Source organism: Streptomyces sp. XY006, from assembly GCF_002237655.1.
Classification (GTDB): Bacteria; Actinomycetota; Actinomycetes; order Streptomycetales; family Streptomycetaceae; genus Streptomyces; species Streptomyces levis.
This window is the reverse complement of record NZ_NOKT01000003.1, coordinates 65,886-91,959: the sequence shown is the minus strand read 5'-3', so window position 1 is coordinate 91,959 and position 26,074 is coordinate 65,886. Positions and strand designations below refer to the sequence as shown.

Here is a 26,074-nt window from a genome sequence, read left to right as displayed (position 1 = left end):
GCGGGAGTGTTGCAACATGCGCAATGAAGGTTTCGCTGTGCACAACACTTCGGAGGCTAGGGACTTCATGAACACGCCCACAAGAGGTCTCAACCACTCTGTGACCGGCAGACGCACCCCGTGCAACGCCCGGACAGCACAAAAGCCTCCAGGGCGCGCAAAACGCACCCTGGAGGCTTTACGCCGCGCGGACCGGGCCTACTTGTCGCCCTTGCCCTTGTCGTCGCCGCCGGAGCCCATGGACTCGTAGATCTCCTTGCACATGGGACACACGGGGTACTTCTTCGGGTCGCGGCCCGGAACCCAGACCTTGCCGCACAGCGCCACGACGGGGGTGCCGTCGAGGGCGCTCGCCATGATCTTGTCCTTCTGGACGTAATGGGCGAAGCGCTCGTGGTCACCGTCACCGTGAGAGGTCTGCGGCGTCGGCTCTACGAGGGTCCCCGTACCAGTCCCGCGCTCGGGCTCGAGAGTGCTCATAGGCCCAAGGGTACTGAAGCTCACACGCATCAGTTGAGCGAAGGGTCGTCGGGGTACGTCGCCACCATCGCCAGCTCGTTGCGCTGGCGGCGCAGCACCTCGCGCCAGAGCCGCTCCGGCAACGGGCAGGACACGTCGCCGGGCTCGGACTCGACGACGTACCAGGCGCCGTCGACCAGCTCGTCCTCCAGCTGGCCCGGGCCCCAGCCGGCGTATCCGGCGAAGATCCGCAGGGAGCCGAGGGCGGAGGCCAGCAGCTCCGGCGGGGCCTCCAGGTCGACCAGCCCGATCGCGCCGTGCACCCGGCGCCAGCCGAGCGGGGCGCCCTCCCCGGCCGCGCCGCCCGGGACGACGGCGACCCCGAGGGCGGAGTCCAGCGACACCGGGCCGCCCTGGAAGACCACGCCGGGTTCGACGGCGAGATCCCCCCAGCCCTCCAGGATGTCGCCCACGTCCACCGGGGTGGGGCGGTTGAGGACGACACCGAGGGAACCCTCCTCGTCGTGGTCGAGGAGCAGCACCACCGCGCGGTCGAAGTTCGGGTCCGCCAGGGCGGGCGTGGCCACGAGCAACCGCCCTGTGAGCGAGGACACCTCGGTCATGCCAGACATGATCCCGCATCTTCCCTTCCCATGGGGAGCAATGCGGGCGTCCGGAGTGCACGCAGCTCAGGGCGCACCGGTGCGCCGCGAGCGCACGAAGGTGATCGTGACCGCACGTGCCCGGCACGGAACGGTTCGTGTTGTGACAGAGCTATGACGTGGCTGGGTCCGACTCAGGCTTACGGAAGGGGGGTGGAGGGCGATTACCCTTTCCCTCCTGGCCCCTGCCCGACTCCACGGAACGCGAGATTCATGACCGTCAACGACGATGTCCTGCTTGTCCACGGCGGAACCCCGCTGGAGGGCGAGATCCGTGTCCGCGGTGCGAAGAACCTCGTACCGAAGGCCATGGTGGCGGCGCTGCTCGGCAGCGCTCCGAGCCGGCTGCGCAATGTGCCGGACATCCGCGACGTGCGAGTCGTACGGGGTCTGCTGCAGCTGCACGGTGTGACGGTCCGTCCGGGTGACGAGCCCGGCGAACTGGTGATGGACCCGACCCGCGTGGAGAGCGCGAACGTCGCTGACATCGATGCCCACGCCGGTTCCAGCCGTATCCCGATCCTGTTCTGCGGCCCGCTGCTGCACCGCCTCGGCCACGCCTTCATCCCCGGCCTCGGCGGCTGCGACATCGGCGGCCGGCCCATCGACTTCCACTTCGAGGTGCTGCGGCAGTTCGGCGCGAAGATCGAGAAGCGTGCGGACGGCCAGTACCTGGAGGCGCCGCGGCGGCTGCGCGGCACGAAGATCCGGCTGCCCTACCCGTCCGTCGGCGCGACCGAGCAGGTGCTGCTGACGGCCGTCCTCGCCGAGGGCGTCACGGAGTTGTCCAACGCGGCCGTCGAGCCGGAGATCGAGGACCTCATCTGCGTGCTGCAGAAGATGGGCGCGATCATCGCGATGGACACCGACCGGACGATCCGCATCACGGGTGTGGACCAGCTCGGCGGCTACAACCACCGCGCCCTCCCGGACCGGCTGGAGGCCGCGTCCTGGGCGTCGGCGGCACTGGCGACCGAGGGCAACATCTACGTCCGCGGCGCGCAGCAGCGCTCGATGATGACGTTCCTGAACACCTACCGGAAGGTGGGCGGTGCCTTCGAGATCGACGACGAGGGCATCCGCTTCTGGCACCCCGGCGGGCAGCTGAAGTCCATCGCGCTGGAGACGGACGTCCACCCGGGCTTCCAGACCGACTGGCAGCAGCCGCTGGTGGTCGCGCTGACCCAGGCCACGGGCCTGTCCATCATCCACGAGACGGTCTACGAGTCGCGCCTGGGCTTCACGTCCGCGCTGAACCAGATGGGCGCGCACATCCAGCTCTACCGCGAGTGCCTGGGCGGCTCCGACTGCCGCTTCGGCCAGCGCAACTTCCTGCACTCGGCGGTCGTCTCCGGCCCCACCAAGCTGCAGGGCGCCGACCTGGTCATCCCCGACCTGCGCGGCGGCTTCTCGTACCTCATCGCGGCCCTGGCGGCCCAGGGCACGTCCCGGGTCCACGGCATCGGCCTGATCAACCGCGGCTACGAGAACTTCATGGAGAAGCTCGTGGAGCTGGGCGCGAAGGTCGAGCTGCCGGGCAAGGCGCTCGGCTAGTCCCACAAGCCCGTGCATGCCGAGGGGCGGCCACCTGGAATCAGGTGGCCGCCCCTCGGCATGTCATGCGGCTCTCGGCGGGCTCTCGCGCCCCGAAGGGGCGCGGGGAACTGCGCGACCAGCCACAGGCGGCCCGCAGTTGCCCACGGCGCACGCGATGGAACGCTTACTTGCCCTTGGCGGCTTCCTTGAGCTTCGAGCCCGCGGAGACCTTCACGCTGTAGCCGGCCGGGATCTGGATGGGCTCGCCGGTCTGCGGGTTGCGGGCGGTGCGAGCGGCACGGTGGGTGCGCTCGAAGGTCAGGAAGCCGGGGATGGTGACCTTCTCGTCTCCCTTGGAGACGATGTCGCCGACGACGTCGGCGAACGCTGCCAGCACGGCGTCGGCGTCCTTGCGGGTCACCTCGGCGCGGTCGGCCAGCGCGGCCACCAGCTCACTGCGGTTCATGTTGTTACTCCCGTGTTCATCTTGCCGTTGAGGCGTCAGATCGAAGCCGATGCTGCCAGGGTCCTCGATGAGTCCCCGGACCCGGGTCCGTCGTCAGACCCTCGCGCCCAGGGACGCATCCTGCCCCTACCTGCGGCGGGAAAGCCAATCCGGCACCCGCAGGAGTCGTGAGAACACCCTTGGGGAGTCACACGAAAAGAGGGCCTGAGCCTGGCCGCCACGATAGCTCCGCTGCTGACGGGGGTCGTGCGACGCGCCGGTTTCCCGGCCGTCGTGGGCTTGCTCACAGTCCGGGGACAGCCGTCCCCGGGGCCCTGGAACGACCTCGTCCTCAGACCGCGGAGGGGCTGTGCGCGGTCGCGCCGGCCGCCTTGGCGGCCTCCCGCACGGCACCGGCCACGGCGCCCGCGACCTTGTCGTTGAAGACGCTCGGGATGATGTAGTTCGGGTTCAGCTCGTCCTCGGTCACCACGTTCGCCAGGGCGGTCGCGGCGGCCAGCATCATCTCCGTGTTGACGGTGCGGGACTGCGCGTCCAGCAGGCCGCGGAAGACACCCGGGAAGACCAGCACGTTGTTGATCTGGTTGGGGAAGTCCGAGCGGCCCGTGGCCACAACGGCCGCCGTCTGACGGGCGATTGCCGGGTCGACCTCCGGGTCCGGGTTCGCGAGCGCGAACACGATGGCGTCCTCGGCCATGGCGGCCACGTCGTCGCCGTCGAGGACGTTCGGGGCGGAGACGCCGATGAAGACGTCCGCGCCGCGCACGGCCTCCTTCAGGGTGCCGGTGAGGCCCTCGGGGTTGGTGTTGTCGGCGATCCAGCGCAGCGCCGAGTCGGGGGCGGCGTCCACCAGGTCCTCGCGGCCGGCGTGCACCACGCCGTGGATGTCGGCGACGACGGCGTTCTTCACGCCCGCGGCGAGCAGCAGCTTGAGGATGGCCGTACCGGCGGCGCCGGCGCCGGACATCACGACGCGGATGTTCTCGATCGCCTTGCCCGCGACGCGCAGCGCGTTGGTGAGCGCGGCCAGGACGACGATCGCGGTGCCGTGCTGGTCGTCGTGGAAGACGGGGATGTCCAGGGCCTCGCGCAGCCGGGCCTCGATCTCGAAGCAGCGCGGGGCGGAGATGTCCTCCAGGTTGATGCCCGCGAAGCCGGGGGCGATCGCCTTGACGATCTCGACGATCGCGTCGGTGTCCTGGGTGTCGAGGCAGATCGGCCAGGCGTCGATGCCGGCGAACCGCTTGAACAGCGCGGCCTTGCCCTCCATCACCGGCAGCGCGGCCTTGGGGCCGATGTTGCCCAGGCCCAGCACGGCCGAGCCGTCCGTCACGACCGCAACGGAGTTGCGCTTGATGGTCAGGCGGCGGGCGTCCTCGGGGTTCTCGGCGATCGCCATGCAGACGCGGGCGACACCCGGCGTGTAGACCATGGAGAGGTCGTCACGGTTGCGGATGGGGTGCTTCGACGCCATCTCGATCTTGCCGCCGAGGTGCATGAGGAAGGTCCGGTCCGAGACCTTGCCGAGGGTGACGCCCTCGATGCCGCGGAGCTCCTCGACGATCTCGTCGGCGTGGGCGGTCGAGGTCGCCGCGATCGTGACGTCGATGCGGAGCTTCTCGTGACCGGACGCGGTGACGTCGAGGCCGGTCACCGAGCCTCCGGAGGACTCCACGGCGGTGGTGAGCTGCGAGACGGCGGTTCCGCTCGCGGGCACCTCCAGCCGGACCGTCATCGAGTAGGAGACGCTGGGCGCCGTTGCCATGGCCGACTTCCTCTGCTTTCACCTGACGCTGTGTTGTGCCGTCCGATCGTCGCACCTACCGCTGAGTAGCGGGTAGCCGCCCTCGATTGCGAACGTTTTGTTCGCGGAACGCGCCAGCAAAAAGAGACCCACGTCACGCTGACGTGGGTCTCTTCCGGTAAGTCAGTGGCACCGACCCGCCATGCTCGCCTCGCGGCAAGTGGTCGCTCGTAGCGACGAAGGTTGGGCCCGGGGGCTTGGATCGAGCCGGTGCCACACTCAGGCTAACAAACGGATCCCGTAAGGCCATTCCCGTACCGGGAGTTCATTTCGCCGACAAGTGGGTATCGGGCCGGGCTCGCCGCCTTCAGTCCCTGAGCAGGTCGGGGACGCCCGCCGCGTCGGGCTCGTCCCGCTCGGCGGAGACGACCGTGAGCTGCTGGGTGGCCCGGGTCAGTGCGACGTAGAGCACACGCAGTCCGGCCGGTGACTCGTCGGCGATCTCCGCGGGGGAGACCACGACCGTCGCGTCGTACTCCAGGCCCTTGGCCTCCAGGCTGCCGAGGGCCACGACCCGGTCGCCGAGTCCGGCGAGCCAGCGCCGGGCCTCCTCCCGCCGCTGCATGGCGACGACCACGCCGATCGTGCCGTCGACCCGCTCCAGCAGCCGGGCGGCCTCCTCCCGGACGGTGGCGCCCAGGCTCTCCCGGACGACCGTGAAGCGGGGCTCGACGCCGGTGGAGCGGACCGCCTTCGGGGAGAGGGAGCCGGGCATCGCGAGGGCGAGGACCTTCGCGGCGAGCTCGGCGATCTCGGCCGGGTTGCGGTAGTTCACGGTCAGCTCGAAGCGGCGGCGCGGGCGGGTGCCCAGGGCCTCGTCGCGGGCCTCGGCGGCCTCGTCCGGGTCGGACCAGGAGGACTGCGCCGGGTCGCCGACGACCGTCCAGGTGGCGTGCCGGCCGCGGCGGCCGACCATGCGCCACTGCATCGGGGTGAGGTCCTGGGCCTCGTCCACGATGACGTGCGCGTACTCGACGCGCTCCTGGGCGAGCCGCTCGGCGCGCTCCCGCTGGGTCTCCTCACGCACCGGCATCAGCTCCTCCAGGCCGGTGAGCTGGTCCAGCGGGTCCAGTTCGCGCTTCCTGCGGGGGCGCGCGGGGGCACCGAGGATGGCCTGGAGCTCGTCGAGCAGCGCGATGTCGTGCACGGAGCGGCCGTCCCGCTTGAGGGAGCGGGCCACCTTGCGCACCTCGCCGGGGTTGAGGATCCGGCGGGCCCAGCGGCCGAGGCGGCGCTCGTCGGCCATGGCGTCCAGGACGGCGGCCGGGGTCAGCTCCGGCCACCAGGCGTCGAGGAAGGCGAGGAAGTCGTCCTCGGAGGTGATGTCCTCGTCGAAGGAGGAGCGCAGCTCGGCGGCGAGCTCCGGGTCGGTGTGCCGGCCGGCGGCGCCGGAGCGCTCCCACAGGGCGTCGAGCAGGAGCTTGCGAGCGCGCGGGCGCAGCAGGTTGACGGGGGCGGTGCCACCGAGGGCGGCGCGGCGGATGCCGGCGAGTTCCTCGGCCTCCAGCTCCAGGCGGCGGCCGAACGCGACCACCCGCAGCCGGGCCGGTGAATCGTTCAGCTCCAGGGCGCCGCGCGCGGCCTTGCGCAGCACCTTCAGCATGCGCGAGGAGCCCTTGGCGCGGGCCACGGACGGGGAGTCGTAGAGGGTGGCCTCGGCGCCCTCGACCAGGGAGCCGATGGCGCGGATGGCGACCTGGCCCTCCTCGCCGAGGGAGGGCAGCACGCCCTCGGTGTAGGCGACGAGCAGCGGGGTCGGCGAGACGATCAGGATGCCGCCCGCGTAGCGCCGCCGGTCCTGGTAGAGCAGGTAGGCCGCGCGGTGCAGCGCGACGGCGGTCTTGCCGGTGCCCGGGCCGCCCTCGACGTAGGTCACGGAGGCGGCGGGGGCGCGGATGACCAGGTCCTGCTCGGCCTGGATGGAGGCGACGATGTCGCGCATGGTGTGGCTGCGGGCCTGGCCGAGCGCGGCCATCAGGGCACCGTCGCCGATGGCGGGCAGTTCACCGCCGTCGAGGAACGCCGTCAGCTCGGGGCGCATCAGGTCGTCCTCGACGCCGAGGACCTTGCGGCCCTTGGAGCGGATGACCCGGCGGCGCACGACGCGGCCGGGATCCACGGGCGTCGAGCGGTAGAACGGCGCGGCGGCCGGGGCCCGCCAGTCGATGACCAGCGGGGCGTAGTCCTGGTCGAGCACGCCGATGCGGCCGATGTGCAGGGTCTCGGCGATGTCGGCGGTGTTGTCCGCACGCACCGCGCCCTCGGCCGGCTCGACCGCGGTGTACGCGCCGTCCGGCCCCTTCTTGCCGTCCTTGCCGAGCAACAGGTCGATACGGCCGAAGAGGAAGTCCTCGAACTCGTTGTTGAGCCGGTTGAGGTGGATGCCCGCGCGGAAGACCTGGGCGTCCCGCTCGGCGAGTGCGCCGGGCGTGCCGACCTGGCCTCGCTGGGCCGCGTCGTTCATCAGGAACTCCGCCTCGTGGATCTTCTCCTCGAGGCGCCGGTACACCCGGTCCAGGTGTTCCTGTTCGACAGCGATCTCGCGGGCTCTCAGAGAGTCTTCGAGCGCGGTCTCCTGTTGAGCCTGAGCGGCCACCGGGCCCCCTTCTGACGTGCTGGGCAGCCGTCCACCGTACGCGAAGGGGACCCGGTAAGGCTACGCGTCGACCTCGACCAGCCGCTTGCCGTCGAAGGTCACGACCTCGAAGTGGTCGATCTCGTTCGGCTCGAAGGCGGCGCCGCCCTGGACGTAGAGGGGCTGCTTGGCCTTCTCGGTCTTGGCGTCGGGCAGGCCGTAGCCCCACTCCGGGACGGACCAGGAGGACAGGGTCTCCCGCTCGCCGTTCTTGCCGACCGCGACGAGGGCGCACTTCAGCGGGCCCCGGACGTTCTTGAGCTCGGTGACCACGCCCGTCCCCCAGTCCTTCTTCTGGAGGGCGACCGTCGCGGTGACCTTGGTGCTCGGGTCGGTGGCGGAGATCTTGTCGGAGATGCCGTCGAAGGCCTGCTTGGCGGGGCTCGCCGCGAGCGGGCGCTGCTCCGCTCCGCCGCTGTCACCGCCGCCGCCGTTCGTCGCGACCGCGACGAAGGGGCCGCCCACGATCAGCGCGCCGGCCGCGGCCACCATGTAGAGGCTGCGGCGCCGCTTCCGGGCGCGGCGGTCGGCGACCTCGTCGACCAGCTTCTCCACCAGGCGCGGGCGGGGCTTCGCGGACAGCGACTCGCCGATCGCGGGTGTGCTTCCGGAGCCGGGGAGGTCCGCGAGTGCGGCGAGCATGGGCTCCATGCCGGCCAGCTCGTCGAGCTGCTGGGCGCACCATTCGCAGGTGGCGAGGTGGGCCTCGAAGGCGGTCGCTTCGGCGTCGTCGAGGATGCCGAGGGCGTACGCGCCCACGGTCTCGTGCTCGTTCGGCACCGGAGATTCCTGCATGGGGCCAGACATACCCATGCCTCCCGTACCGAACCCTTGGTTACCCCCGTAAACACTCATCACGCCGTCACCCCCCGCTCCTCCAGTGCCAGCTTCATCGAACGCAGGGCGTAGAACACCCTGGAGCGGACCGTTCCGCTGGGTATGCCCAGGGTCTCGGCCGCCTCATTGACGGTACGCCCCTTGAAGTACGTCTCGACGAGCACCTCCCGGTGAGCGGGGGTCAGGTCGTCGAGTGCGTCCGACAGAGTCATCAGCCACAGCGCCTTGTCGATCTCGTCCTCCGCGGGGATGACCTCCAGCGGCGACGGGTCGACCTCCTGCGGCCGGGCCTGCCGGCTGCGGTGGCCGTCGATGACGATGCGCCGGGCGACCGTCACCAGCCAGGGGCGTACCGATCCGGTCGCCCGATTGAGCTGACCGGCGTTCTTCCAGGCACGGATGAGCGTCTCCTGCACGACGTCCTCGGCGCGCTGCCGGTCTCCGGCGACCAGGCGCAGGACGTATGCCAGCAGGGGTCCGGCGTGTTCGCGGTAGAGCGCACGCATCAGCTCCTCGTCGGGTTCCGAGGGCTGGGACATGCGATGTCGGGCCCTCGGTGCTCGTTCATTGGCCACGACGGAATCCTTGCGCACGCCCACCTCCGATGTCCGGGGGTTCCCCCAGTCGGTCGCTCGACAAGCCGTACGGAAGCGAGCCGTTGGGCGTTCAAAGGAAGGCGACAGATTTCTTCGAAGTGACGTGACGAGCGGGACATGGGGTCACATTCCCACCCCGCGTTCTTTACATTTCCGCCACATCGGCAAGATCGAGCCGGGTCTTCCCTACGGGGCCGTAGGGAAACGGCATGTAATCGAAATCACTTCGACGGCGCAGTCACAGAAGTCGCATTCAGGACACGGGAATTGAGTGCACGGACCACTCAATTCCGTTTCAGGCACGGGCGAGTGCGGCCCGCCGGCGGTGCCGGGCGACGCGTTCGCGGTTCCCGCAGACCTCACTGGAGCACCAGCGCCTGCGACGGCCGCGGGAGGTGTCGAGGTACACGATCCGGCAGTTGTCCCCCTCGCACTGGCGCAGGGCCGCGCGTGCGACGGGGTCGGTGAGCAGGTCCACGGCGTCCCGCGCCACGGAGGCGAGCAGGGCGGCGCAGTCGGGCGGGCCGTCCAGTTGCCGGACGAGCCGGCCGTCCTCGCCCCGGACCGCGCGGGGCGCCGGGGGCGCGGTCCGGGCCAGGTCGTTGACGCGCGCGAGCGCGAAGTCGTACGTCGTCACCCCCGCGCCCGGCCAGCCGCGCACCAACCGGTCGATCTGGGTGCGCAGTTCACGGAAGGCGGCAGGCCAGGTGGCGTCGGCGTGGGCCAGGACGGTGTCCGCCGGGACCAGTCCGGAGCCGGTGATCCAGGCGCGCAGCACGGGCACGGAGTCGAGCCGCTCCTGCGGGTGCGTGGTGGAGAGCAGATCCAGGCAGATCCGCCCGGCGTCGAACCGCAGCTCGTAGGGGGCCGTGGCTGTACCCAGTGCCATGTGCCTGTCACCGCCTAGGTCGGTGAGACGCCGGTGGGGGCTCCAGAACCGTTCCCCTCTTACAGTGCCTGCCCCACGACGCGCCGGAAAGACCTCGCGCGGGGGTGGTGGCCGATCCCGGCCCCCGACGAACCCCGACGGCCCCGCACGGCACGGCAGCCCGGCAGTCCGGCAGCTCGGCAGCCCGGCAGCCCGGTCGCTCGGCAGCCCGGTCGCTCGCCGGCCACCGACCACCGGCAACGGGCACGGACCACGGGGCGCGGGCCATGGGGCGGGGACCACGGGGCGCGGACCACCGGGGGGCGGACCACCCGGGGGGGGGCGGAAACACCCACCGAGAACGACCACCTGGCCGAACTCGCACACGCCCGCATCGGCGTGTTCGCGCTCAACCCCCGGCGCGCCTCACGCGTCCGCGTACTTCGTCTCCGTCGGCGGGTCCAGGGCCAGGCGGTAGCCGCGTTTGACGACCGTCTGGATCAGCTTGGGCGCGCCCAGGGCCGTGCGCAGGCGGGCCATGGCCGTCTCGACGGCGTGTTCGTCGCGGCCCGAGCCGGGCAGGGCGCGGAGCAACTCCGCCCGGGCGACGACCCAGCCGGGGCGACGGGACAGGGCACGCAGCAGGGACATGCCGGCCGGCGGCACGGGCTTGAGGTCGCCGTCGACCAGCACGGCGTGCCCGCGGATCTCGACCCGGTGCCCGGCGACCGGCAGCGCACGCGCCCGCAACGGCAGTTCCTGGCAGAGCAGCTGCACGAGCGGCCCGAGCCGGAAACGCTCGGGCTGGACCGTGTCGATGCCGCGCGACTGCAGCGGCAGGGCGGTGACCGGGCCGACGCAGGCCGGCAGCACGTCATGGCTCAGGGCGGCCAGCACCTCGGGCAGCAGCCCGCGTGCCTCCGCCCGGGACAGCAGCGAAGCGGCCGCCGGTGCGCTGGTGAACGTGATCGCGTCCAGGCCCCGGGACACCGTCGCGTCGAGCAGCCGGTCCACCGGCCCGAGATCCTCCGGCGGCATCCACCGGTACACCGGCACGCCGACCACCTCGGCCCCGCCCGCCCGCAGCGCCTCCACGAACCCCGGCAGCGGCTCACCGTGCAGCTGGATCGCGATGCGCTGCCCCTCGACGCCCTCCTCCAGCAGCCGGTCGAGCACCTCCGCCATGGACTCCGAGGACGGTGACCACTCCTCCGTCAGCCCGGCGGCCCGGACCGCGCCCTTCACCTTCGGGCCGCGCGCCAGGATCCGCACGCCGCCCAGCCGGGAGAGCAGGTCCTCGCCCAGGCCCCAGCCGTCGGCGGCCTCGACCCAGCCGCGGAAGCCGATGGCGGTGGTGGCGACCACGATGTCGGGCACCTGCTGCACGATGTCCTTCGTCGCGGCCAGCAGTTCGCTGTCGTCGGCGAGCGGCACGATCCGCAGGGCGGGGGCGTGCAGGACGGCGGCGCCCCGCCGCTGCAGCAGCACCCCCAGCTCGTCGGCCCGGCGCGCGGCCGTCACACCCACGGTGAAACCCGCCAGGGGCCCGTGGTCCGGTCGCTGTTCTTCCTCGTACATGGCTCTCGTCCCGCACTCGAGTCGTCGTACTGCGTGGGCACGGCGTACCTACATGCCGATCGAGCCTGTCAACGGCTCGTGACAGGCCCGGATCGACTGGATGTCGCTGGTGTTACGTCACACCTCGGCGTAGCTGAGCTGCGGCTTCGCCTCCGAGGCCGTCGAGGCCTCGGGTACCCGGGAAGCCGTGCGCCGAAGGTATACGGCCCACGTGACCGCGAAGCACACCACGTAGAAGGCGAGGAAGGCGACGAACGCGCCGGTGCCGGAGCCGTAGGAGAGGAAGGACTGGCGGAAGGCGAGGTTGATGCCGACACCGCCGAGCGCGCCGACCGCGCCGATGAGTCCCATGGAGGCGCCGGAGAGCCGGCGTCCGTAGGCCGCCGCCGCCTCGCCCTGCAGCCCCTTGGCGAGGGCCTTGTTCTGGAAGATGCCCGGGATCATCTTGAACGTGGAGCCGTTGCCGAGCCCGCTGAGCACGAACAGCACCACGAAGGCCGCGGTGAACAGGGCCAGCGACTTCTCCATGGAGGCGCCGATCAGGACCGCGGTCGCGACACCCATCGCCACGTAGTTCCACAGGCTGATCTTCGCGCCGCCGTACCGGTCGGCGAGCCAGCCGCCGAGCGGGCGGATCAGCGAGCCGAGCAGCGGGCCGATGAAGGTGACGTACGCGGCCTCCAGCGGTGTGCGGCCGAACTGGTTCTGCAGGACCTGGCCGAAGGCGAAGCTGTAGCCGATGAAGGAGCCGAAGGTGCCGATGTAGAGGAGGGACATGATCCACGTGTGGGCGTCCCGGGCGGCGTCCTTGGCGGCACCGGTGTCGTTCTTGACGTTCTCCAGGTTGTCCATGAACAGCGCGGCCAGCACGGCGGCCACGACGATCAGCGGGATGTAGACGCCGAGCAGGACGCGCGGCCCGCCGCCGGCACCGATGATCGCGAGCGCGGCCAGCTGGATCACCGGCACGCCGATGTTGCCGCCGCCCGCGTTCAGGCCGAGGGCCCAGCCCTTCTTCCGCAGCGGGAAGAAGGCGTTGATGTTGGTCATGGAGGAGGCGAAGTTGCCGCCGCCGACACCGGCGAGCAGGCCGACCAGCAGGAAGGTGGAGAAGGAGGTGCCCGGCTCCATCACGGTGAACGCGGCGACGGTCGGGATCAGCAGCATGCCGGCCGAGACGATCGTCCAGTTCCGCCCGCCGAAGACGGCGACGGCGAAGGTGTAGGGGACGCGGACGACGGCGCCGACCAGGGTGACCATCGAGGTCAGCATGAACTTGTCGGCCGGGGTCAGGCCGTACTCGGGGCCCATGAACAGCACCAGCACGGACCACAGGGTCCAGACCGAGAAGCCGATGTGCTCGGACAGGACGGAGAAGTAGAGGTTCCGGCGGGCCACCTTCTCGCCGGTCTCCTTCCAGAACGTCTCGTTCTCGGGATCCCAGTGCTGGATCCAGCGGCCGCCCCTGCTCGGGGGTGCGGGTGCCGTGCCGGGGCCTGTCATGACGCCTCCACTGTGCTCCGGGACTCGGTGGTACTTCGAGTGACTGGTCCCGAAGGTAGGGAGGACGCGTTTCCTGCCTGTGCCACCGAGTGACCGCGAGGGAACTTTGCTCTCACCCCCGCCCGGGCGCGGATGAGAGGTCCCACCGGTTTTCCGCGCCGCGGCCCCGGCCTGCGGCGAGAGCGGCCCCGGCTCAGGCGCCGGCCGCCGCTCGCCTCCGTTCCCCTCGCCGCCCCCTGCCCCGCCGCTCACCCGTCGGCCACAACCGTGGCCTCTGCCTGGCCGCCAGGTCCTCCGCCCAGCCGAAGGTCAGGATGCAGGCGCCGATGAGGAGCCAGACCAGGGCCAGGACCGGCCAGGGGCTTTCGAGGAGGCCTGGGACGTTCTGTTCCAGGAGAGGGAAGGCCCACAGGTGGTCCCAGAGGGTCGCCGCGATCAGGATGCAGGTGTTGTGCCAGAGGTAGATCGTGACGGCCCTGGAGTTGAGCAGGGTGATCGTGCCGGCCAGGGGGCGCAGCCGGCGGGGCCACTCGGACCAGGACGGGCTGACGTGGAGCAGCAGCAGGACCGTGCCGAAGGACCACAGGGCCTGGGCCAGGGGCATGCTGTCGAGGTCGTTGCCGGTGCCGAAGTCGTGGCGCACGGCGTACCAGAGGCCGGCCAGGGCGATGACGGGCGCCACGGACGGGACGACGTAGCGCGGCAGCCGCCGCAGGATGCCCTCCTGGTGGGCCATGCCGAGGATCCAGCAGGCACCGAACGTGGAGAAGTCCGTCAGCGCCGAGGGGATCCGCTCGCCGGGCAGCGTGAGCCAGCCCTGCTCGAAGGCGACGGCCAGGACGATGGGCAGGGACAGCGTGACCACCGGCAGGGCGCGCACGGCCTTCAGCAGCAGCGGGGACAGCAGGACGTACCAGAGGTAGGCACGGATGTACCAGAGCGGGCCCGCGAGGTCCGCCGCCCAGTTCTCGCCGATGAGGCCGGGCACACCGGGCAGCCCCTCGCCGTACGGCGGGTCGCTGAACGGGACGATCCAGAAGGTGAGGTGGAGCCACCACCAGCCGGGGTGGCCGTCGTCACCCGGTCCCCAGCCCTGGAGGACCATGCCGGTGACGCCCACGACGCCCAGCAGCCACAGCGGGGGCAGCAGCCGGCGCATGCGGCCGCGGATCACCTGGACCGGCGGGCGCTTGAGCGAGCGGGCCATGAGGTTGCCGGCGAGGGCGAACATCACGCCCATGGAGGGGAACACCAGCGGCAGCCAGGCCCAGCCGGTCAGGTGGTAGAGCACGACCCGGAACAGCGCGAGGGCGCGCAGCAGGTCGAAGTAGCGGTCGCGGCCGGGCTTCGGCGAAGGGGTCTGTTCCTTCGGCAGGTCCGGTACGGCCTGCGCGACGGGAGCCGTGGTCATCCGACCGGCCTCCCGTCCATCTGCTGCTGCGGCGTGGCGGTGCCGCCCCCGGGCAGCCCCACCGCGCCCGTGCGCCGCAGCTTCTGCCAGCGCAGCCGGCCGCCGGTGAGGGCGGTGATCCAGGACTGGAGGAGGACGACGTACATGAGCTGCCGGTAGAGGAGTTGCTGGAGCGGCAGGGAGATGAGGTGGGTCATGCGTTCCTTGTCCAGGTGGAACGCGTACGCCGCGCACACCCCTTGCACGGCGAGGACGCCCAGCCAGGCGCCGATGGTCTTCTCGGTCGGGCCGAACACCAGCCCGTACAGCAGGAACACGTCGATCAGCGGGGCGAGCAGCGGCGCCACGACCATGAACATCGACACCAGCGGCAGGCCGACCCGTCCGAAGCGGCCCGAGGGCCCGCGGTCGACGAGGGCCCGGCGGTGCTTCCAGATCGCCTGCATCGTGCCGTACGACCAGCGGTAGCGCTGGGACCACAGCTGCTGCACGGACTCGGGCGCCTCGGTCCAGGCGATGGCCTTCTCCGCGTAGACGACGTGCCAGCCGTCGCGGTGCAGGGCCATGGTGATGTCGGTGTCCTCGGCGAGCGTGTCGTCGCTCATGCCGCCGACCCGTTCCAGCGCGCTGCGCCGGAACGCGCCGACCGCGCCGGGGATGGTCGGCATGCAGCGCAGGACGTCGTACATGCGGCGGTCGAGGTTGAAGCCCATCACGTACTCGATGTGCTGCCAGGCCCCGATGAGCGAGTCGCGGTTGCCGACCTTGGCGTTGCCGGCGACGGCGCCCACGCGCGGGTCGCCGAAGGGCTGCACGAGTTCGCGGACGGTGGTCGGCTCGAAGACGGTGTCGCCGTCCATCATCACGATGATGTCGTGGCGGGCGTTGGCGATGCCCCGGTTGAGGGCGGCCGGCTTGCCCGCGTTGAGCTGGCGGACGACGCGCACGCCGGGCAGGCCGAGGTTCTCGACGATGCGCGCGGTGCCGTCGCTGGAGCCGTCGTCGATGACCAGCACCTCGATGGGGTGGTCGCTGGCCACCAGGGAACGGACCGTCTGCTCGATGCACTTGGCCTCGTTGTAGGCGGGCACGAGCACGGACACCGGTTCGGTGACGGGCTCTCCCCAGCGGAAGCCCTTGCGCCGGACCCGGCGGGCGTGCGCGATGGAGAGGATCAGCATCAGCCCGAGACGTCCGAAGACCAGTACACCGACGACGGCCAGGCCGGCGACGAGCACCCCGGTCGTCTTCTCCGAGGCCTGCACCAGGAAGACCCAGGCGTCGCCCTTCAGCGCCTCCAGACCGGCGACCGGGCTGTGCGCGCTCGGGGCGTCCAGGGCGCCGGTGAGGGTGTGGAAGCGGTAGCCCTCGTCCTGCAGCCCGGAGATGTACCGGTCGAGCGCGGCCACGGTCTGGGAGCGGTTGCCGCCGGAGTCGTGCATCAGCACGATGGCGCCCTTGCCGCCCTTCGGCGTGGCGTTCTCGATGATCTTCTCGACCCCGGGCCGGCGCCAGTCCTCGCTGTCGGTGTCGTTGACGACGGTGATGTAGCCCTTGCTGCCGATGTACTCGGTGACCGGCCAGGAGTTGTTGTCCAGGTTCCGGGCGTACGACGAGTAGGGCGGGCGGAACAGCGAGGTACGGATGCCGGCCGCCCCGGCCAGCGCGAGCTGGTTCTGGGACAGTTCCCAGTCGACGCGGCTCTTGCTCTGCAGCGACAGGTCGGGGTGGTTGAAGGTGTGCAGGCCGATCTCGTGGCCCTCGTCGACCATGCGCTGCACCAGGTCGGGGTAGCGGGAGGCCATGGTGCCGGTGATGAAGAAGACGGCCCGGGCGTCGTGCTTCTTCAGCACGTCGAGCACCTTGGGCGTCCACTCCGGGTCGGGCCCGTCGTCGAAGGTGAGGACCAGCTCGTGGTCGGGCAGTTGGAGGCTGGTGGGGTCGCCGTCCCGGGTGTCGATGACGGGACCGCCCTTGAGGATGTCCTTCGGGACGCGGTCGTTGGCGGCGGGCGGGCCGACGCGGTGGTCGGCGAGGACCTCGCTGTGCACGTAGCCGCGCAGCATGAGCATCGCCATCAGCGCGACGAGGACGAGCAGGGGCAACAGCAGGCGCATGGGCAGGCGACGGCGCCTGGAGCCCCCACGGGCTCGTGACGCGGGCCCGGAACGGCGGACAGGGGATGCCATGGGTGGTGGTACCTCGGGGTGATGCGGAGCGGGGTGATGCGGGGACGGTGATGCGGCGAACGTGATGCGGGGTCTGGGGTCGAGGTCGGGGTCGGGGCGGTGACACCCCCGGCCGGGGCCGGGGGGCCGGTGTCACCGGACGGTGGCCGGGCGGACGGGGCGGGACGAGGCCGGTACGGGCGCCGCGCGAGCGAGCGGGTGCGGATGCCGCGGGAGCGAGGGGCGGGGTCGCCGCCCGCCGCGAGGGCCGCGCCTGCGGCACGGTCCCGGCACGGTTCCCGTGCCGCACCGCCCGACGCCCGGGGCGTCCGGCCGGAGCCGCCACCGCGGTCGCCGCCCGGCCGTGCCCCGTGTGCGGGAGGCCGCGCGACGGCCGCCGCCGGCGGCCGGCCTACACCGCTGGTGGCTCGGTGACGGGCTGCGGCTCGGCGGGGCCCTCGGCGACGGTGCCGGTGTCGCCGCCGTCGCCGGTGCCCGTGGTCGCGGTCGGCTCCGGCGTGGAACCGCCCGTGGGTGTCGGGTCGGTGGCCGGGGTGCTCGGCGGGTCCGCCGGTTTGCTCGGGGCCGGCTCGCTCGCACCGCCGCCGCCCGGGGCCGGTGCGGTCCGGGTCGCCTTCGGCGTCGGCTCGGCCGACGTATCGGGACGGCCGGAGCCGACGGGGGCCTCCGTGTGGACGGCGCTGGGACCGGACGTGGGCACCGCGCTCCCGCCCGCGGCAGGCGTGCCGCTCGGGACGGTGGCGCCGGGCTCCGAGGCCGGGGCCGACTCCTCCGGCAGCGACGGGCTGTCGACCTGCCCGGCCGGCGGGTTCTCCTTCTGGCCCGGCACGGGCAGCCAGGGCGCGTTGGAGTTGCCCGACATCAGCGTGGCGACGATGACGACGGCGTAGATGCCGCAGGCCAGTGCGACGGCCATGCCGATCCTGCGGAAGCGGCGGCTGCGGCGGCCGGACTCGTCGACGAAGACGGGCCGGTCGGCGGCGGGGGCTGCGCCGGGGCCGTCGTTCACATGCCGGAGGAAACCGTCCCCGAGCTGTACGGCGTCGAGCTGGACCGTGACCTCGTGCGGGTCGTGGGTGTGCTCGGCGGAGTCGGAATCGGAGGCGGGAGCGGAACCCGCAGCCGAGCCGGCAGCGGAACCGGGGCCGTCCGCGACCGCCTCCTCCGGCTCCTGCCAGGGATCGCGGACGGCCGGCCGGGACGCCTGTGCCGTCGCGGCCCCGCGGGAGGCCGGGGACGCCTGAGCCGAGGGGAGCGAGTCGGCCTCGCCCTCTTTCTGCTTCGGAATGCCGCGCAGTATCTCGGTCCCGGCGGGCAGACGCGCACCGGTCACCCGGACGTCTCCCTCGGCAAAGACCTGCGTGGCTCTGCGGTCCCGGGCTCCGCCGTCCGCGGTGAGTTCACCGGTCGCGGACGCGGCCTCGGGCCATTCGGGTTGGGCGTCTTCTCGCCACTTTGTCACGCGCACGCACTTCCCCCCAGGGATGGTTCAGGTGCGCTTTCGACCTGAGCACCCGCCGTCGGACCGGGCCCCCACCCGTCCGAGCGCCCCCTATTACCACACCGTGCTCAGGCGTCGAATGTAGCGCACGCGCAGGTTCCGTGTGGGCGCCGTGTCGAATCGTGTCAATCGTGAGACGCCATGAGGACATGATCGGCGGCCGGAATCCATCCCCCCGAGGGCCGCCGCAGCCACCCCTCCTCCGCCGCCAGCCGGGCCGCCGCTCCGCGCAGCGCGCCGAACGCGGGATGGGCCAGGCCCCTGCGCCACACCAGCGACACCGGCGACAACGGCACGGGATCGACCAGCGGCCGCAGCACGGTCGACGGCAGGGCCGGGAATCCCACGACGGCCAGGATCGGGTGACGCGTCCTGGCCATGATCCGCTGGAACTCCTCCTCCCCGACGGCCAGCGGGGCGGGCGGCGCGAGTTCGATCCCCCGCCCCTCGAAGAGCAGTCGGGCGAGACCCGTCCACTCCGGCGTACGTGTGTTGCCGGCGCCCGCGTAGACCGTCTCGCCGGCCAGCTCGGCGAGCGGCACCTCGGCCGCCCCGGCGAGCCGGTGGTCCTCGGGCAGCACGACCGCCATCGGCTCGTAGCGCACGGGCTGGTGGTCGAGTCCGCTGCGCAGCGCCGGGTCCAGTCCGGCGAACCGTCCGAACGACGCGTCCAGCCGGCCCGCGAGCAGCTCGCCGGCGGCCCAGGTCAGGCCGCTCTCGTAGCGGGCCATCAGCTCGTGCCCGGGGGCCAGTTCGCGGGCCCGGTGCAGCACGCGGCGCGGTGTGACCAGGCCCGGGGAGTTGAGGTCCACGAGCAGGGGCCGGGCCTGCCCGAAGGCGGCGAGCAGATCGTCCTGCGCCCGCAGCACGCGCCGCGCGTAAGGCAGCAGCCGCTCCCCGTCGGGCGTGAGCGTCACCTGCCGGGTGGTCCGCACGAACAGCTCGGCGCCCAGTTCCCGTTCGAGCCGCCGCACGTCCCGGCTGAGCGCCTGCTGGGCCAGGTGGAGGCGGAGCGCGGCTCGGGTGAAGTGCAGTTCCTCGGCGACGGTGACGAAGGCACGCAGGAGGCGCGGGTCGAGGTGGGCGGGCATGCCGAGAACCTACAGCGGGCGCCGGCCCGGGGCGTCAGGGGTCGGTGCGCTGCCCCGGGGCCAGGGGTCGGTGCGCTGCCCCCCCGAGGTCAGGGGTCGGTGCGCTGCCCCCGGGCCTCGTTCCCGCCCTTCGGCGCGTCCCCTCCGGCCGCCGCCGGGGACTGGCCCACCCGGTGCCGGGGCGCCGACCGCACGGGCGGACGCGTCAGGGTGATCTGCCTGACGACCTGCTGGAAACAGGCCAGCGCCGCGACACCGGGCAGGGCCGCCGCCGCGGTGCCGAGCACGGTCCGGGGCGCCTGGACGACACAGAGCAGCACGGCCACGCAGGAGAAGACCAGGACGACGCACCAGGAGTGCGCGGCGCGGCGCTGGTGCAGCGCGGCGCGCAGGACGGACAGCGACGCCACCAGCCAGGGGCCGTAGACCAGCAGGGGCCACCAGGTGCGCAGGCCGCGCTCGGCGGGGGACGCGGCGACCAGGCGCAGGGGGTCGTAGGCGACGATGCCGCTCAGCAGGCTCACGGCCGTGGCGATCACGGCCACCAGGGCGGCGACCAGGAAGCTGGTGGTGCGCAGCAGGCGCGGCGCCTTCCGGGTGCGGACCTTGCGGTGGCGCCGGGGGACGTCCCGGACGGGCGGGAGTTCCTCGGTGATGTCCTGCAGCCGTCTCATCCGCTCGCCGCCGGGGGCGGGGACGGGTTCCGCGGCCGCGGGCGGTGGCTCGTCGCGGGGTGCGGGGATCCGCGTCGCCTCCTGCTGGAGGGCTTCTTCGAGGATGAAGGCCAGTTCCTCGGCCGGGTCCCAGGTGGGGTCCGGCGGGGTCAGCGGGGTGGCGAAATCCCGGGTCGGGGCCCGGTGCCGTCCGGTTCCCTCGATTCCGTTGTCGTACATGACGCGGCCCGCTATTCCGCGAGCGCGAAAGCGGGCCATTCCGTCGCACTGATCCACCGGCGGGCGAGATCCTTTTCCAGGTCGCTCATGGCGTCGATGAAATCGCGCAGCACCGGTTCGGTCACCTGCAGCGCGACCGGGCAACCGCCTCTGGTGAGCGTGCCGTTGACGGTGGCGGACGAGTGCGCCGGTGCCGGAATGTAGGTGTACGGGCCGAGCGTTACCGCCCAGCCGTCTTTCCTGGTCGCCTCGGTCATGTACCGACTAACCGTCGGCCCACATCGGCGGATGCGCGGCAAACGAGTGAAGGATTTTCCCGAATGAGCATCTTTTCCATGCGCGATGAGGACCATTAGGAATCTCCATATCGCTGTATGAAGAACAAAGAGCGAATGTTTTCCGCCACGGCCTTTTCGGCCGGTCCAAACGGGCGCCCATGATCACGGCGCCGACTCACAACACAGGTGCGTGAGTCCGCGCGGAACAGGTGTTGGACGGTGTGATCACCGCCGGGCGACGGTGGGCGCATGCCGCCTCTCGCCCCCTACCGCCGCCTGTTCCGCCTGCCCGGCGCCCGCGCCTTCACCGCCGGGAACCTGATCGCCCGGCTGCCGATGGGCATGTTCAGCGTCAGCGCGGTCGTCATGATCGCCGGGACGCGGGGCTCGTACGCCCTGGCCGGTGCCGTCACGGCGACGGGGCTCGCGGCGACCGCGGTGGTCGCCCCGTGGACCGCGCGGCTCGTGGACCGGCACGGCCAGGCCCGGGTGGCCCTGCCCGCCACGGCGATCGCCGTCCTCGGCTCCCTCGCCCTGCTGCTCTGCGTCCGCCACGACGCCCCGGACTGGACCCTGTTCGCCTCCTACGCCGCCACGGCCACGACCCCCAACATCGGCGGCATGTCCCGGGCCCGCTGGGCGCATCTGCTGCCCGGTGACGCGGAGGCCCTGCACACCGCCAACTCCTTCGAGCAGGCCGCGGACGAACTGTGCTTCATGCTGGGCCCGGTGCTCGCGGCCCTCCTGTGCGGGGCGCTGTTCCCGGAGGCCGGCACGCTCACCGGCGCGGTGCTGCTGCTGACCGGCATGGTGCTGTTCACCAGCCGGCGTGCCACGGAGCCGCCGGTCCGGCGGCACATACCCGGCAAGCCGCCGCTGCGCGCGCCCGGCATGCCCCCGCTGCTCGCGGTCTGCCTGGCGATGGGCGGGATCTTCGGCGCGACGGAGGTCGTCACGCTCGCCTTCGCGGACGCCGCGGGGCACCGGACCGCGGCCGGTGCCGTCCTGGCCCTCCAGGCGGCGGGTTCCTGCGCGGCGGGCCTGCTCTACGGCGCCGCGAGACCGGCCGGGCCGGCTGCCGGCCGGCTCGCCTGGTGCGTGGCGGCGATGACCGCGCTGCTGACCCTGCCGCTGCTCGCCGCCGCGCTCACCGGCTCGCTCCCGCTGCTGGCGGCGGCCCTGCTGGTGGCCGGGATGGCCACGGCCCCGACGATGGTCACGACCATGACGCTGGTCCAGCAGCGCACCCCCGAGGGCCGGCTCAACGAGGGCATGACCCTCGCGGTGACCGGCCTGCTCGGCGGCATCGCCTGCGGCAGCGCGCTCGGCGGCTGGACGGTGGAGCACGCCTCGGCGACGGCGGGCTACGCGGTCCCGGTCGCGGCCGCCGCCCTGGCTCTGGCGCTCGCGATGACCGGTGTGTCGAACCGCTTCGCCGATCACCGCACGCCCCATTGACGCTCCCCCGCACCCCGCTTACGTTCATCCGTCGAAGCGCTTCAACGTCGGCACCGGGACAGTGAGGGACCCCCATGGAGTTCACCGGCGGCTACCGGGTGCCGGAGCCGGCCTGATGGTCAGGATCACGGACGTCGCGCGCCGGGCCGGAGTGTCCCCGAGCACCGTGTCGTACGCGCTGAGCGGCAAGCGCCCCATCTCGGCGGCCACCCGGCGGCGCGTGGAGGAGGCCGCCCGGGAACTGGGCTACCGCCCGCAGTCCGGCGCGCCGGGCCTCGGCTCCTCGAAGGTCCTGGCCGTGGCGGCTCCGCTGCGCGGCGGTGTCCACCTCCCGGCGATGATGCGGCTGACGCAGTCGGTGGTGACGGCGGCCCGCGCGCACGACCACGACGTGCTGCTCCTCACGCACGAGGACGGTCTGAACCGCCTCGGCGGGCCGGCCCCGGTGGACGCGCTGCTGGTCGTGGACGTCGGCCTGCGCGACCCGCGGCTGTCCCGGCTGCGCTCCCTGCGCCGCCCCGCCGTCCTGATCGGCCTGCCCGCCCACCCGCCCGGTGTGCCCTGCGTCGACCTGGACTACCGCGCGGCGGGCGAGGCGTGCGTGCGCCATCTGGCCCGCCTCGGCCACCGTGCCGTGGCGCTGGCCGGCCCGCCGCCGGAGGTCTATCTGCGCGAGACCGCCTCGGCCCGCCGTCTGGTCGAGGGCTTCACGGCCACGGCCGACGGGCACCGGCTGGCGTCGTCGGTGCACCCGGCCGAGCCGTCCGCGGCCCACGCCCTCGCGGACCGGCTGCTGCGCGCCCGTCCCGCCCCGACGGCCGTGGTCGTCCAGAACGACGCCCTGCTGGTCCCCCTGCTCACGGCCCTGCGGCAGCGCGGCCTGCGCGTCCCGCAGGACCTGTCGGTCCTGGCCGTGGGCACCGACGTCCCCGACACGGTCTCGGCCGTCACGGTGCCCTCGGCGGAGCTGGGCGCCCTCGGGGTGGAGCTGCTGCTGTGCGAACGGACCGGACCGCCGGGGCCGGAGACGACCCTGCTGCCGCCGCAGCTGTCGGAACGGGGCAGTACGGGCCCCGCATGACGAAGGCCCCGCCGCTAGGAAGCGACGGGGCCTGCGCCCACATGGGATGAGTGGAGATGGCGGGAATCGAACCCGCGTCCAACGGTGCAGAACCAGGGCTTCTCCGTGTGCAGTTCGCTGCGATTTTCTCGGCCCCGGCGATCACGCGAACAAGTCGCCGACGGGCCCAGTCACTGTTTGATTTCCCATCGAACCCCGTGACCGGGCTCGATGGTTTAGTTCCCTAGCTCATGCCAGGATCCGGGTCGGGAACACTCCCGGGCTGACACCCATTTAGGGTCCTTCAGTCACTGCTTATCAGGCAGCGAGGGCGAAGGACTGGGAATCGCGCTTGGTGTTGGCGATTATTTTTTGCGACATATGGTTTACGAGATCATTGCCGCTTCCTCGACACGCTTCCCCTGCTTCGACAGCCGCTGTCGAAACCGATCATCCCCATGTTGTGTTGACAATCCCCTCCGGAGAGGGGTGCGTACCCGCTGTGGGGTGCGAGCACCATCGTACGTGACCAACGCAGGTCGGTGCCAGCGTATTCCCTACGCCCCGCGCTGCCTCCGCTTCACCGCCGCGATCGCGCGGTCGGTCTCCCGGCGGTCCTGCTTCTCCCGCAGCGCCTGCCGCTTGTCGTACTCCTTCTTGCCCTTCGCCAGCGCGATCTCGACCTTGGCCCGGCCGTCCTTGAAGTACAGCGCGAGCGGCACGATGGTGTGGCCCGTCTCGCCCGTCTTCGACTCCAGCTTGTCGATCTCGGCGCGGTGCAGCAGCAGCTTGCGCTTGCGGCGGGCGCTGTGGTTGGTCCAGGTGCCCTGGGTGTACTCCGGCACGTGCACGTTGTACAGCCACGCCTCGTTCCCGTCGAGCTGCACGAAGCCGTCGACCAGCGACGCCCGCCCCTGGCGCAGGGACTTCACCTCGGTGCCGGTGAGGACCAGGCCGGCCTCGTAGGTGTCGATGATGAGGTAGTCGTGCCGCGCCTTCTTGTTCTGCGCGATCAGCTTGCGCCCTTTTTCCTTAGCCATAGTGCCGCCCATTTTCGCACTACGGAGGGGGGTCGCGGGAAGTCGATTACGACGGGGTCGCCAGGCCCCGCAGGACGCTCTCGGCGCGCTGCAGGGCTCCCTCGTCGGCCTCCAGGTCGGGTGTGATGCCCCGGCCGTCGACCCCGCGGCCGGAGGGGGTGCGGTAGTGCCCGACGGTCAGCTCCGCGACGGAGCCGTCGGGCAGCCGGCTCGGCATCTGGACGGAGCCCTTGCCGAAGGTGCGGGAGCCCACGACCAGCGCGCGTCCGCGGTCCTGCAGGGCGCCGGTGAGCAGTTCGGCCGCGCTCATGGTGCCGCCGTCGACGAGGGCGACCAGCGGTCTCGTGGTGTCGCCGCCCGGCTCGGCGTGCAGGGCGCGCTGGGCGCCCTCGACGTCGTAGGTGGCGACCAGGCCGCCGTCGAGGAAGGCGGAGGCGGCGGTGACGGCCTCGGCGACCAGTCCGCCGGAGTTGCCGCGCAGGTCGAGGACGATGCCGCCGGGCGGGGCCTGCCGGACGGCGGCGCGGACCTGCGCGCCGGAGTCCTTGGTGAAGGTGGCGACCTTGATGACGGTGACCGGTCCCGTGGTCCGGCGGACGGTGACCGAGTCCGTGGAGAGCTGGGCCCGGCGCAGCGTCTCGGTCCACGCGCGCGTGCCGCGCTCCAGGCCGAGGCGGACGGTGGTGCCGGCGGGGGCGTCGGTGGCGTCCCCGCGCAGTAACGAGACCACCTCGGTGACCGGCCGTCCGTCGGTCTTGCGGCCGTCGACGCTGCGCAGCACGTCGCCGGGGCGGATCCCGGCGGTGGCGGCGGGCGAACCGGCGCGCACCTTCGTCACCTCGATCCGGCCGTCGCGCTCGCTGCGCGCCCACAGCCCGACGCCGGTGTACTCGCCGTCGAGGGCGTCCTCGAACTCCTCGTACTCGCCCTCGGAGTAGACCGCGCCCCAGCGGTCGCCGCTGCGGCTGACGGCGCGCTGCGCGGCCTCCACGGGGGACTTGCCGTCGGCCATCGCTTCCTCGGCCGCCCTGGTGACCTCCGCGTGGTGTCCGGCCGGGCGGGCCGAACGGGCCTCGTCCGGCGCGGACTTCCGGTCGCCCTGCGGCAGCGCGCCGGTGGCCGCACCGGCGGCGAGCACGCTCGCGAAGACCAAGGTCAGGGCGGCCCCACGGCGGATGCGACGGGGCTGACAGAACGGGTCACGACCTGACATGCCGGTGAGTCTAGGACAAGGGGAAGGGCCGTACGGTCCGTTGACCGTACGGCCCCTCTTGGCATGCGTCACACCTTCAAGTACTTGCGCAGCGCGAAGAACGCGGCCAACGCCGGCATCAGCAGGCTTGTCGCGAGGATGAGCGGCAGCTTGGTCAGGACGGCGTCCCAGCCGATGAAGTTGATCAGTGTGAGCTGATCGGCCAGGGCCAGTCCGTGGTCGATGATGAAGTACCGCGCCACGAGCAGGAAGGCGCACGCGAGGGTGCCGCCGATGAGTCCGGCGACCGCGGCCTCCATGATGAACGGCGCCTGGATGTAGAAGCCGGAGGCGCCCACCAGGCGCATGATGCCGGTCTCGCGCCGCCGGCTGAACGCCGAGACGCGCACGGTGTTGACGATCAGCATCAGCGCGACGACCAGCATCAGCGCCATCACCGCGCGCGCGGCCCAGTTCATGCCCTCCAGCAGCTTGAAGAGGTTGTCCAGGGTCTCCTTCTGGTCCTGCACGGACTGCACGCCGTCCCGGCCGTTGAAGGCGGTGGCGACCACCTGGTACTTCTCCGGGTCCTTCAGCTTGATGCGGTACGACTCCTGCATCTGGTCCGGCGTGAGGGAGGCGGCCAGCGGGGAGTCGCCGAACTGCTCCTTGTAGTGCTTGTACGCCTGGTCCTGCGACTCGTACGTGACCTGCTGGACGACGTCCATCTTGTCGAGGTCGCTCTTGATCTGCTTCTTCTGGTCCTCGGTCACCGCGCCCTTGGCGCAGTTGGGGTCGGACTCGGCGTCGCTCTTGTTGCAGAGGAAGATCGAGACGTTGACCTTGTCGTACCAGTAGCCCTTCATGGTGTTGACCTGGTCGCTCATCAGGAGCGACCCGCCGAACAGGGCCAGCGACAGGGCGACGGAGACGATGACGGCGAAGGTCATCGTCAGATTGCGGCGGAGACCGACGCCGATCTCCGACAGGACGAACTGGGCGCGCATGGCGGCTGGT

At 71.8% G+C, this 26,074-nt stretch carries 22 protein-coding genes and 1 other RNA gene; 3 read left to right on the top strand and 20 right to left on the bottom strand.

The genetic code is table 11. From position 1 onward, the window contains the following. Positions 1-198 precede the first annotated feature (198 nt). Complete coding sequence (locus CHR28_RS04895; RefSeq protein WP_031113140.1) at positions 199-480, bottom strand: DUF3039 domain-containing protein; 282 nt, start codon at positions 478-480, stop codon at positions 199-201. A 29-nt stretch (positions 481-509) separates the two neighbouring features. Further along, on the bottom strand, positions 510-1,082 hold the full coding sequence (locus tag CHR28_RS04890; protein WP_179272309.1) for a YqgE/AlgH family protein: 573 nt from the start codon (positions 1,080-1,082) through the stop codon (positions 510-512). Positions 1,083-1,334: 252 nt separating this feature from the next. On the opposite strand from CHR28_RS04890, the gene murA reads away from it, so the two are divergent. Continuing rightward, the gene (gene murA, locus CHR28_RS04885; RefSeq protein ID WP_094052211.1) at positions 1,335-2,675 is read left to right on the top strand and encodes a UDP-N-acetylglucosamine 1-carboxyvinyltransferase; all 1,341 of its coding nucleotides are present in this window, start codon (positions 1,335-1,337) and stop codon (positions 2,673-2,675) included. A 166-nt stretch (positions 2,676-2,841) separates the two neighbouring features. Here murA and CHR28_RS04880 read toward each other — a convergent pair whose 3' ends face one another. The 14 genes from CHR28_RS04880 to CHR28_RS04815 all read right to left on the bottom strand — a co-directional run bounded on the left by CHR28_RS04880 (position 2,842) and on the right by CHR28_RS04815 (position 20,286). After that, positions 2,842-3,123 (bottom strand): HU family DNA-binding protein, encoded by a 282-nt coding sequence (locus CHR28_RS04880; RefSeq protein WP_003990598.1) that lies wholly within the window; start codon positions 3,121-3,123, stop codon positions 2,842-2,844. A gap of 331 nt (positions 3,124-3,454) precedes the next feature. Then, complete coding sequence (locus tag CHR28_RS04875; protein ID WP_094052210.1) at positions 3,455-4,888, bottom strand: NAD-dependent malic enzyme; 1,434 nt, start codon at positions 4,886-4,888, stop codon at positions 3,455-3,457. Between the two features lie 346 nt (positions 4,889-5,234). Beyond that, complete coding sequence (locus tag CHR28_RS04870; protein ID WP_094052209.1) at positions 5,235-7,523, bottom strand: HelD family protein; 2,289 nt, start codon at positions 7,521-7,523, stop codon at positions 5,235-5,237. A 60-nt stretch (positions 7,524-7,583) separates the two neighbouring features. After that, positions 7,584-8,417 (bottom strand): anti-sigma factor family protein, encoded by an 834-nt coding sequence (locus CHR28_RS04865; RefSeq protein WP_094052208.1) that lies wholly within the window; start codon positions 8,415-8,417, stop codon positions 7,584-7,586. Beyond that, on the bottom strand, positions 8,417-8,938 hold the full coding sequence (locus CHR28_RS04860; RefSeq protein ID WP_010039908.1) for a sigma-70 family RNA polymerase sigma factor: 522 nt from the start codon (positions 8,936-8,938) through the stop codon (positions 8,417-8,419). Before CHR28_RS04860 ends, CHR28_RS04865 begins: the two co-directional genes overlap by 1 nt. Positions 8,939-9,290: 352 nt before the next feature. After that, positions 9,291-9,884: a CGNR zinc finger domain-containing protein gene (locus tag CHR28_RS04855; RefSeq protein WP_094052207.1), complete on the bottom strand. Its 594-nt coding sequence runs from the start codon at positions 9,882-9,884 to the stop codon at positions 9,291-9,293. A gap of 405 nt (positions 9,885-10,289) precedes the next feature. After that, positions 10,290-11,441 (bottom strand): uroporphyrinogen-III synthase, encoded by a 1,152-nt coding sequence (locus CHR28_RS04850; RefSeq protein ID WP_094052206.1) that lies wholly within the window; start codon positions 11,439-11,441, stop codon positions 10,290-10,292. Between the two features lie 117 nt (positions 11,442-11,558). After that, positions 11,559-12,944 (bottom strand): nitrate/nitrite transporter, encoded by a 1,386-nt coding sequence (locus CHR28_RS04845; RefSeq protein WP_094052205.1) that lies wholly within the window; start codon positions 12,942-12,944, stop codon positions 11,559-11,561. Positions 12,945-13,137: 193 nt separating this feature from the next. After that, positions 13,138-14,355, bottom strand: coding sequence for an acyltransferase family protein (locus CHR28_RS04840; RefSeq protein WP_094052204.1), 1,218 nt, complete (start codon positions 14,353-14,355; stop codon positions 13,138-13,140). Then, positions 14,352-16,544 (bottom strand): bifunctional polysaccharide deacetylase/glycosyltransferase family 2 protein, encoded by a 2,193-nt coding sequence (locus tag CHR28_RS04835; protein WP_094052203.1) that lies wholly within the window; start codon positions 16,542-16,544, stop codon positions 14,352-14,354. Before CHR28_RS04835 ends, CHR28_RS04840 begins: the two co-directional genes overlap by 4 nt. 391 nt (positions 16,545-16,935) lie before the next feature. Then, complete coding sequence (locus CHR28_RS04830; RefSeq protein WP_256984127.1) at positions 16,936-17,877, bottom strand: hypothetical protein; 942 nt, start codon at positions 17,875-17,877, stop codon at positions 16,936-16,938. Positions 17,878-18,170: 293 nt separating this feature from the next. After that, the gene (locus CHR28_RS04825; RefSeq protein WP_094052202.1) at positions 18,171-19,136 is read right to left on the bottom strand and encodes a LysR family transcriptional regulator; all 966 of its coding nucleotides are present in this window, start codon (positions 19,134-19,136) and stop codon (positions 18,171-18,173) included. 89 nt (positions 19,137-19,225) lie between these two features. Next, positions 19,226-20,029 carry a hypothetical protein gene (locus tag CHR28_RS04820; RefSeq protein ID WP_256984126.1) on the bottom strand — a complete coding sequence of 268 codons (804 nt, stop codon included), beginning with the start codon at positions 20,027-20,029 and terminating at the stop codon, positions 19,226-19,228. 11 nt (positions 20,030-20,040) lie between these two features. Beyond that, on the bottom strand, positions 20,041-20,286 hold the full coding sequence (locus tag CHR28_RS04815) for a hypothetical protein (RefSeq protein ID WP_094052201.1): 246 nt from the start codon (positions 20,284-20,286) through the stop codon (positions 20,041-20,043). A 270-nt stretch (positions 20,287-20,556) separates the two neighbouring features. Between CHR28_RS04815 and CHR28_RS04810 the strand changes: the two genes are divergently transcribed. Together CHR28_RS04810 and CHR28_RS04805 are read left to right on the top strand one after the other, a co-directional pair. After that, the gene (locus tag CHR28_RS04810; protein ID WP_094052200.1) at positions 20,557-21,765 is read left to right on the top strand and encodes an MFS transporter; all 1,209 of its coding nucleotides are present in this window, start codon (positions 20,557-20,559) and stop codon (positions 21,763-21,765) included. A 115-nt stretch (positions 21,766-21,880) separates the two neighbouring features. Continuing rightward, entirely contained in the window at positions 21,881-22,846 is a 966-nt protein-coding gene (locus tag CHR28_RS04805) for a LacI family DNA-binding transcriptional regulator (RefSeq protein WP_094052199.1), read from the top strand. Between the two features lie 48 nt (positions 22,847-22,894). Here the strand turns inward: CHR28_RS04805 and ssrA are convergent. The 4 genes from ssrA to ftsX form a co-directional block, all read right to left on the bottom strand. Next, positions 22,895-23,283: a transfer-messenger RNA gene (gene ssrA / locus CHR28_RS04800) on the bottom strand. A 99-nt stretch (positions 23,284-23,382) separates the two neighbouring features. Then, complete coding sequence (gene smpB / locus CHR28_RS04795) at positions 23,383-23,865, bottom strand: SsrA-binding protein SmpB (RefSeq protein ID WP_094052198.1); 483 nt, start codon at positions 23,863-23,865, stop codon at positions 23,383-23,385. Between the two features lie 46 nt (positions 23,866-23,911). Continuing rightward, positions 23,912-25,078, bottom strand: a complete 1,167-nt coding sequence (locus CHR28_RS04790) for a S41 family peptidase (protein ID WP_179272307.1) — start codon at positions 25,076-25,078, stop codon at positions 23,912-23,914. A 68-nt stretch (positions 25,079-25,146) separates the two neighbouring features. Next, the gene (ftsX, locus tag CHR28_RS04785) at positions 25,147-26,064 is read right to left on the bottom strand and encodes a permease-like cell division protein FtsX (RefSeq protein ID WP_094052196.1); all 918 of its coding nucleotides are present in this window, start codon (positions 26,062-26,064) and stop codon (positions 25,147-25,149) included. Positions 26,065-26,074: the final 10 nt, after the last annotated feature.

Excerpts from the sequence above, each read along its gene's own strand:
- CHR28_RS04895 (WP_031113140.1), bottom strand. The coding sequence starts at position 480 with ATGAGCACTCTCGAGCCCGAGCGCGGGACTGGTACGGGGACCCTCGTA.
- CHR28_RS04890 (WP_179272309.1), bottom strand. The coding sequence starts at position 1,082 with ATGACCGAGGTGTCCTCGCTCACAGGGCGGTTGCTCGTGGCCACGCCC.
- murA (WP_094052211.1), top strand. The coding sequence starts at position 1,335 with ATGACCGTCAACGACGATGTCCTGCTTGTCCACGGCGGAACCCCGCTG.
- CHR28_RS04880 (WP_003990598.1), bottom strand. The coding sequence starts at position 3,123 with ATGAACCGCAGTGAGCTGGTGGCCGCGCTGGCCGACCGCGCCGAGGTG.
- CHR28_RS04875 (WP_094052210.1), bottom strand. The coding sequence starts at position 4,888 with ATGGCAACGGCGCCCAGCGTCTCCTACTCGATGACGGTCCGGCTGGAG.
- CHR28_RS04865 (WP_094052208.1), bottom strand. The coding sequence starts at position 8,417 with ATGAGTGTTTACGGGGGTAACCAAGGGTTCGGTACGGGAGGCATGGGT.
- CHR28_RS04860 (WP_010039908.1), bottom strand. The coding sequence starts at position 8,938 with ATGTCCCAGCCCTCGGAACCCGACGAGGAGCTGATGCGTGCGCTCTAC.
- CHR28_RS04855 (WP_094052207.1), bottom strand. The coding sequence starts at position 9,884 with ATGGCACTGGGTACAGCCACGGCCCCCTACGAGCTGCGGTTCGACGCC.
- CHR28_RS04850 (WP_094052206.1), bottom strand. The coding sequence starts at position 11,441 with ATGTACGAGGAAGAACAGCGACCGGACCACGGGCCCCTGGCGGGTTTC.
- CHR28_RS04845 (WP_094052205.1), bottom strand. The coding sequence starts at position 12,944 with ATGACAGGCCCCGGCACGGCACCCGCACCCCCGAGCAGGGGCGGCCGC.
- CHR28_RS04840 (WP_094052204.1), bottom strand. The coding sequence starts at position 14,355 with ATGACCACGGCTCCCGTCGCGCAGGCCGTACCGGACCTGCCGAAGGAA.
- CHR28_RS04835 (WP_094052203.1), bottom strand. The coding sequence starts at position 16,544 with ATGGCATCCCCTGTCCGCCGTTCCGGGCCCGCGTCACGAGCCCGTGGG.
- CHR28_RS04825 (WP_094052202.1), bottom strand. The coding sequence starts at position 19,136 with ATGCCCGCCCACCTCGACCCGCGCCTCCTGCGTGCCTTCGTCACCGTC.
- CHR28_RS04820 (WP_256984126.1), bottom strand. The coding sequence starts at position 20,029 with ATGTACGACAACGGAATCGAGGGAACCGGACGGCACCGGGCCCCGACC.
- CHR28_RS04815 (WP_094052201.1), bottom strand. The coding sequence starts at position 20,286 with ATGACCGAGGCGACCAGGAAAGACGGCTGGGCGGTAACGCTCGGCCCG.
- CHR28_RS04810 (WP_094052200.1), top strand. The coding sequence starts at position 20,557 with ATGCCGCCTCTCGCCCCCTACCGCCGCCTGTTCCGCCTGCCCGGCGCC.
- CHR28_RS04805 (WP_094052199.1), top strand. The coding sequence starts at position 21,881 with ATGGTCAGGATCACGGACGTCGCGCGCCGGGCCGGAGTGTCCCCGAGC.
- smpB (WP_094052198.1), bottom strand. The coding sequence starts at position 23,865 with ATGGCTAAGGAAAAAGGGCGCAAGCTGATCGCGCAGAACAAGAAGGCG.
- CHR28_RS04790 (WP_179272307.1), bottom strand. The coding sequence starts at position 25,078 with ATGTCAGGTCGTGACCCGTTCTGTCAGCCCCGTCGCATCCGCCGTGGG.
- ftsX (WP_094052196.1), bottom strand. The coding sequence starts at position 26,064 with ATGCGCGCCCAGTTCGTCCTGTCGGAGATCGGCGTCGGTCTCCGCCGC.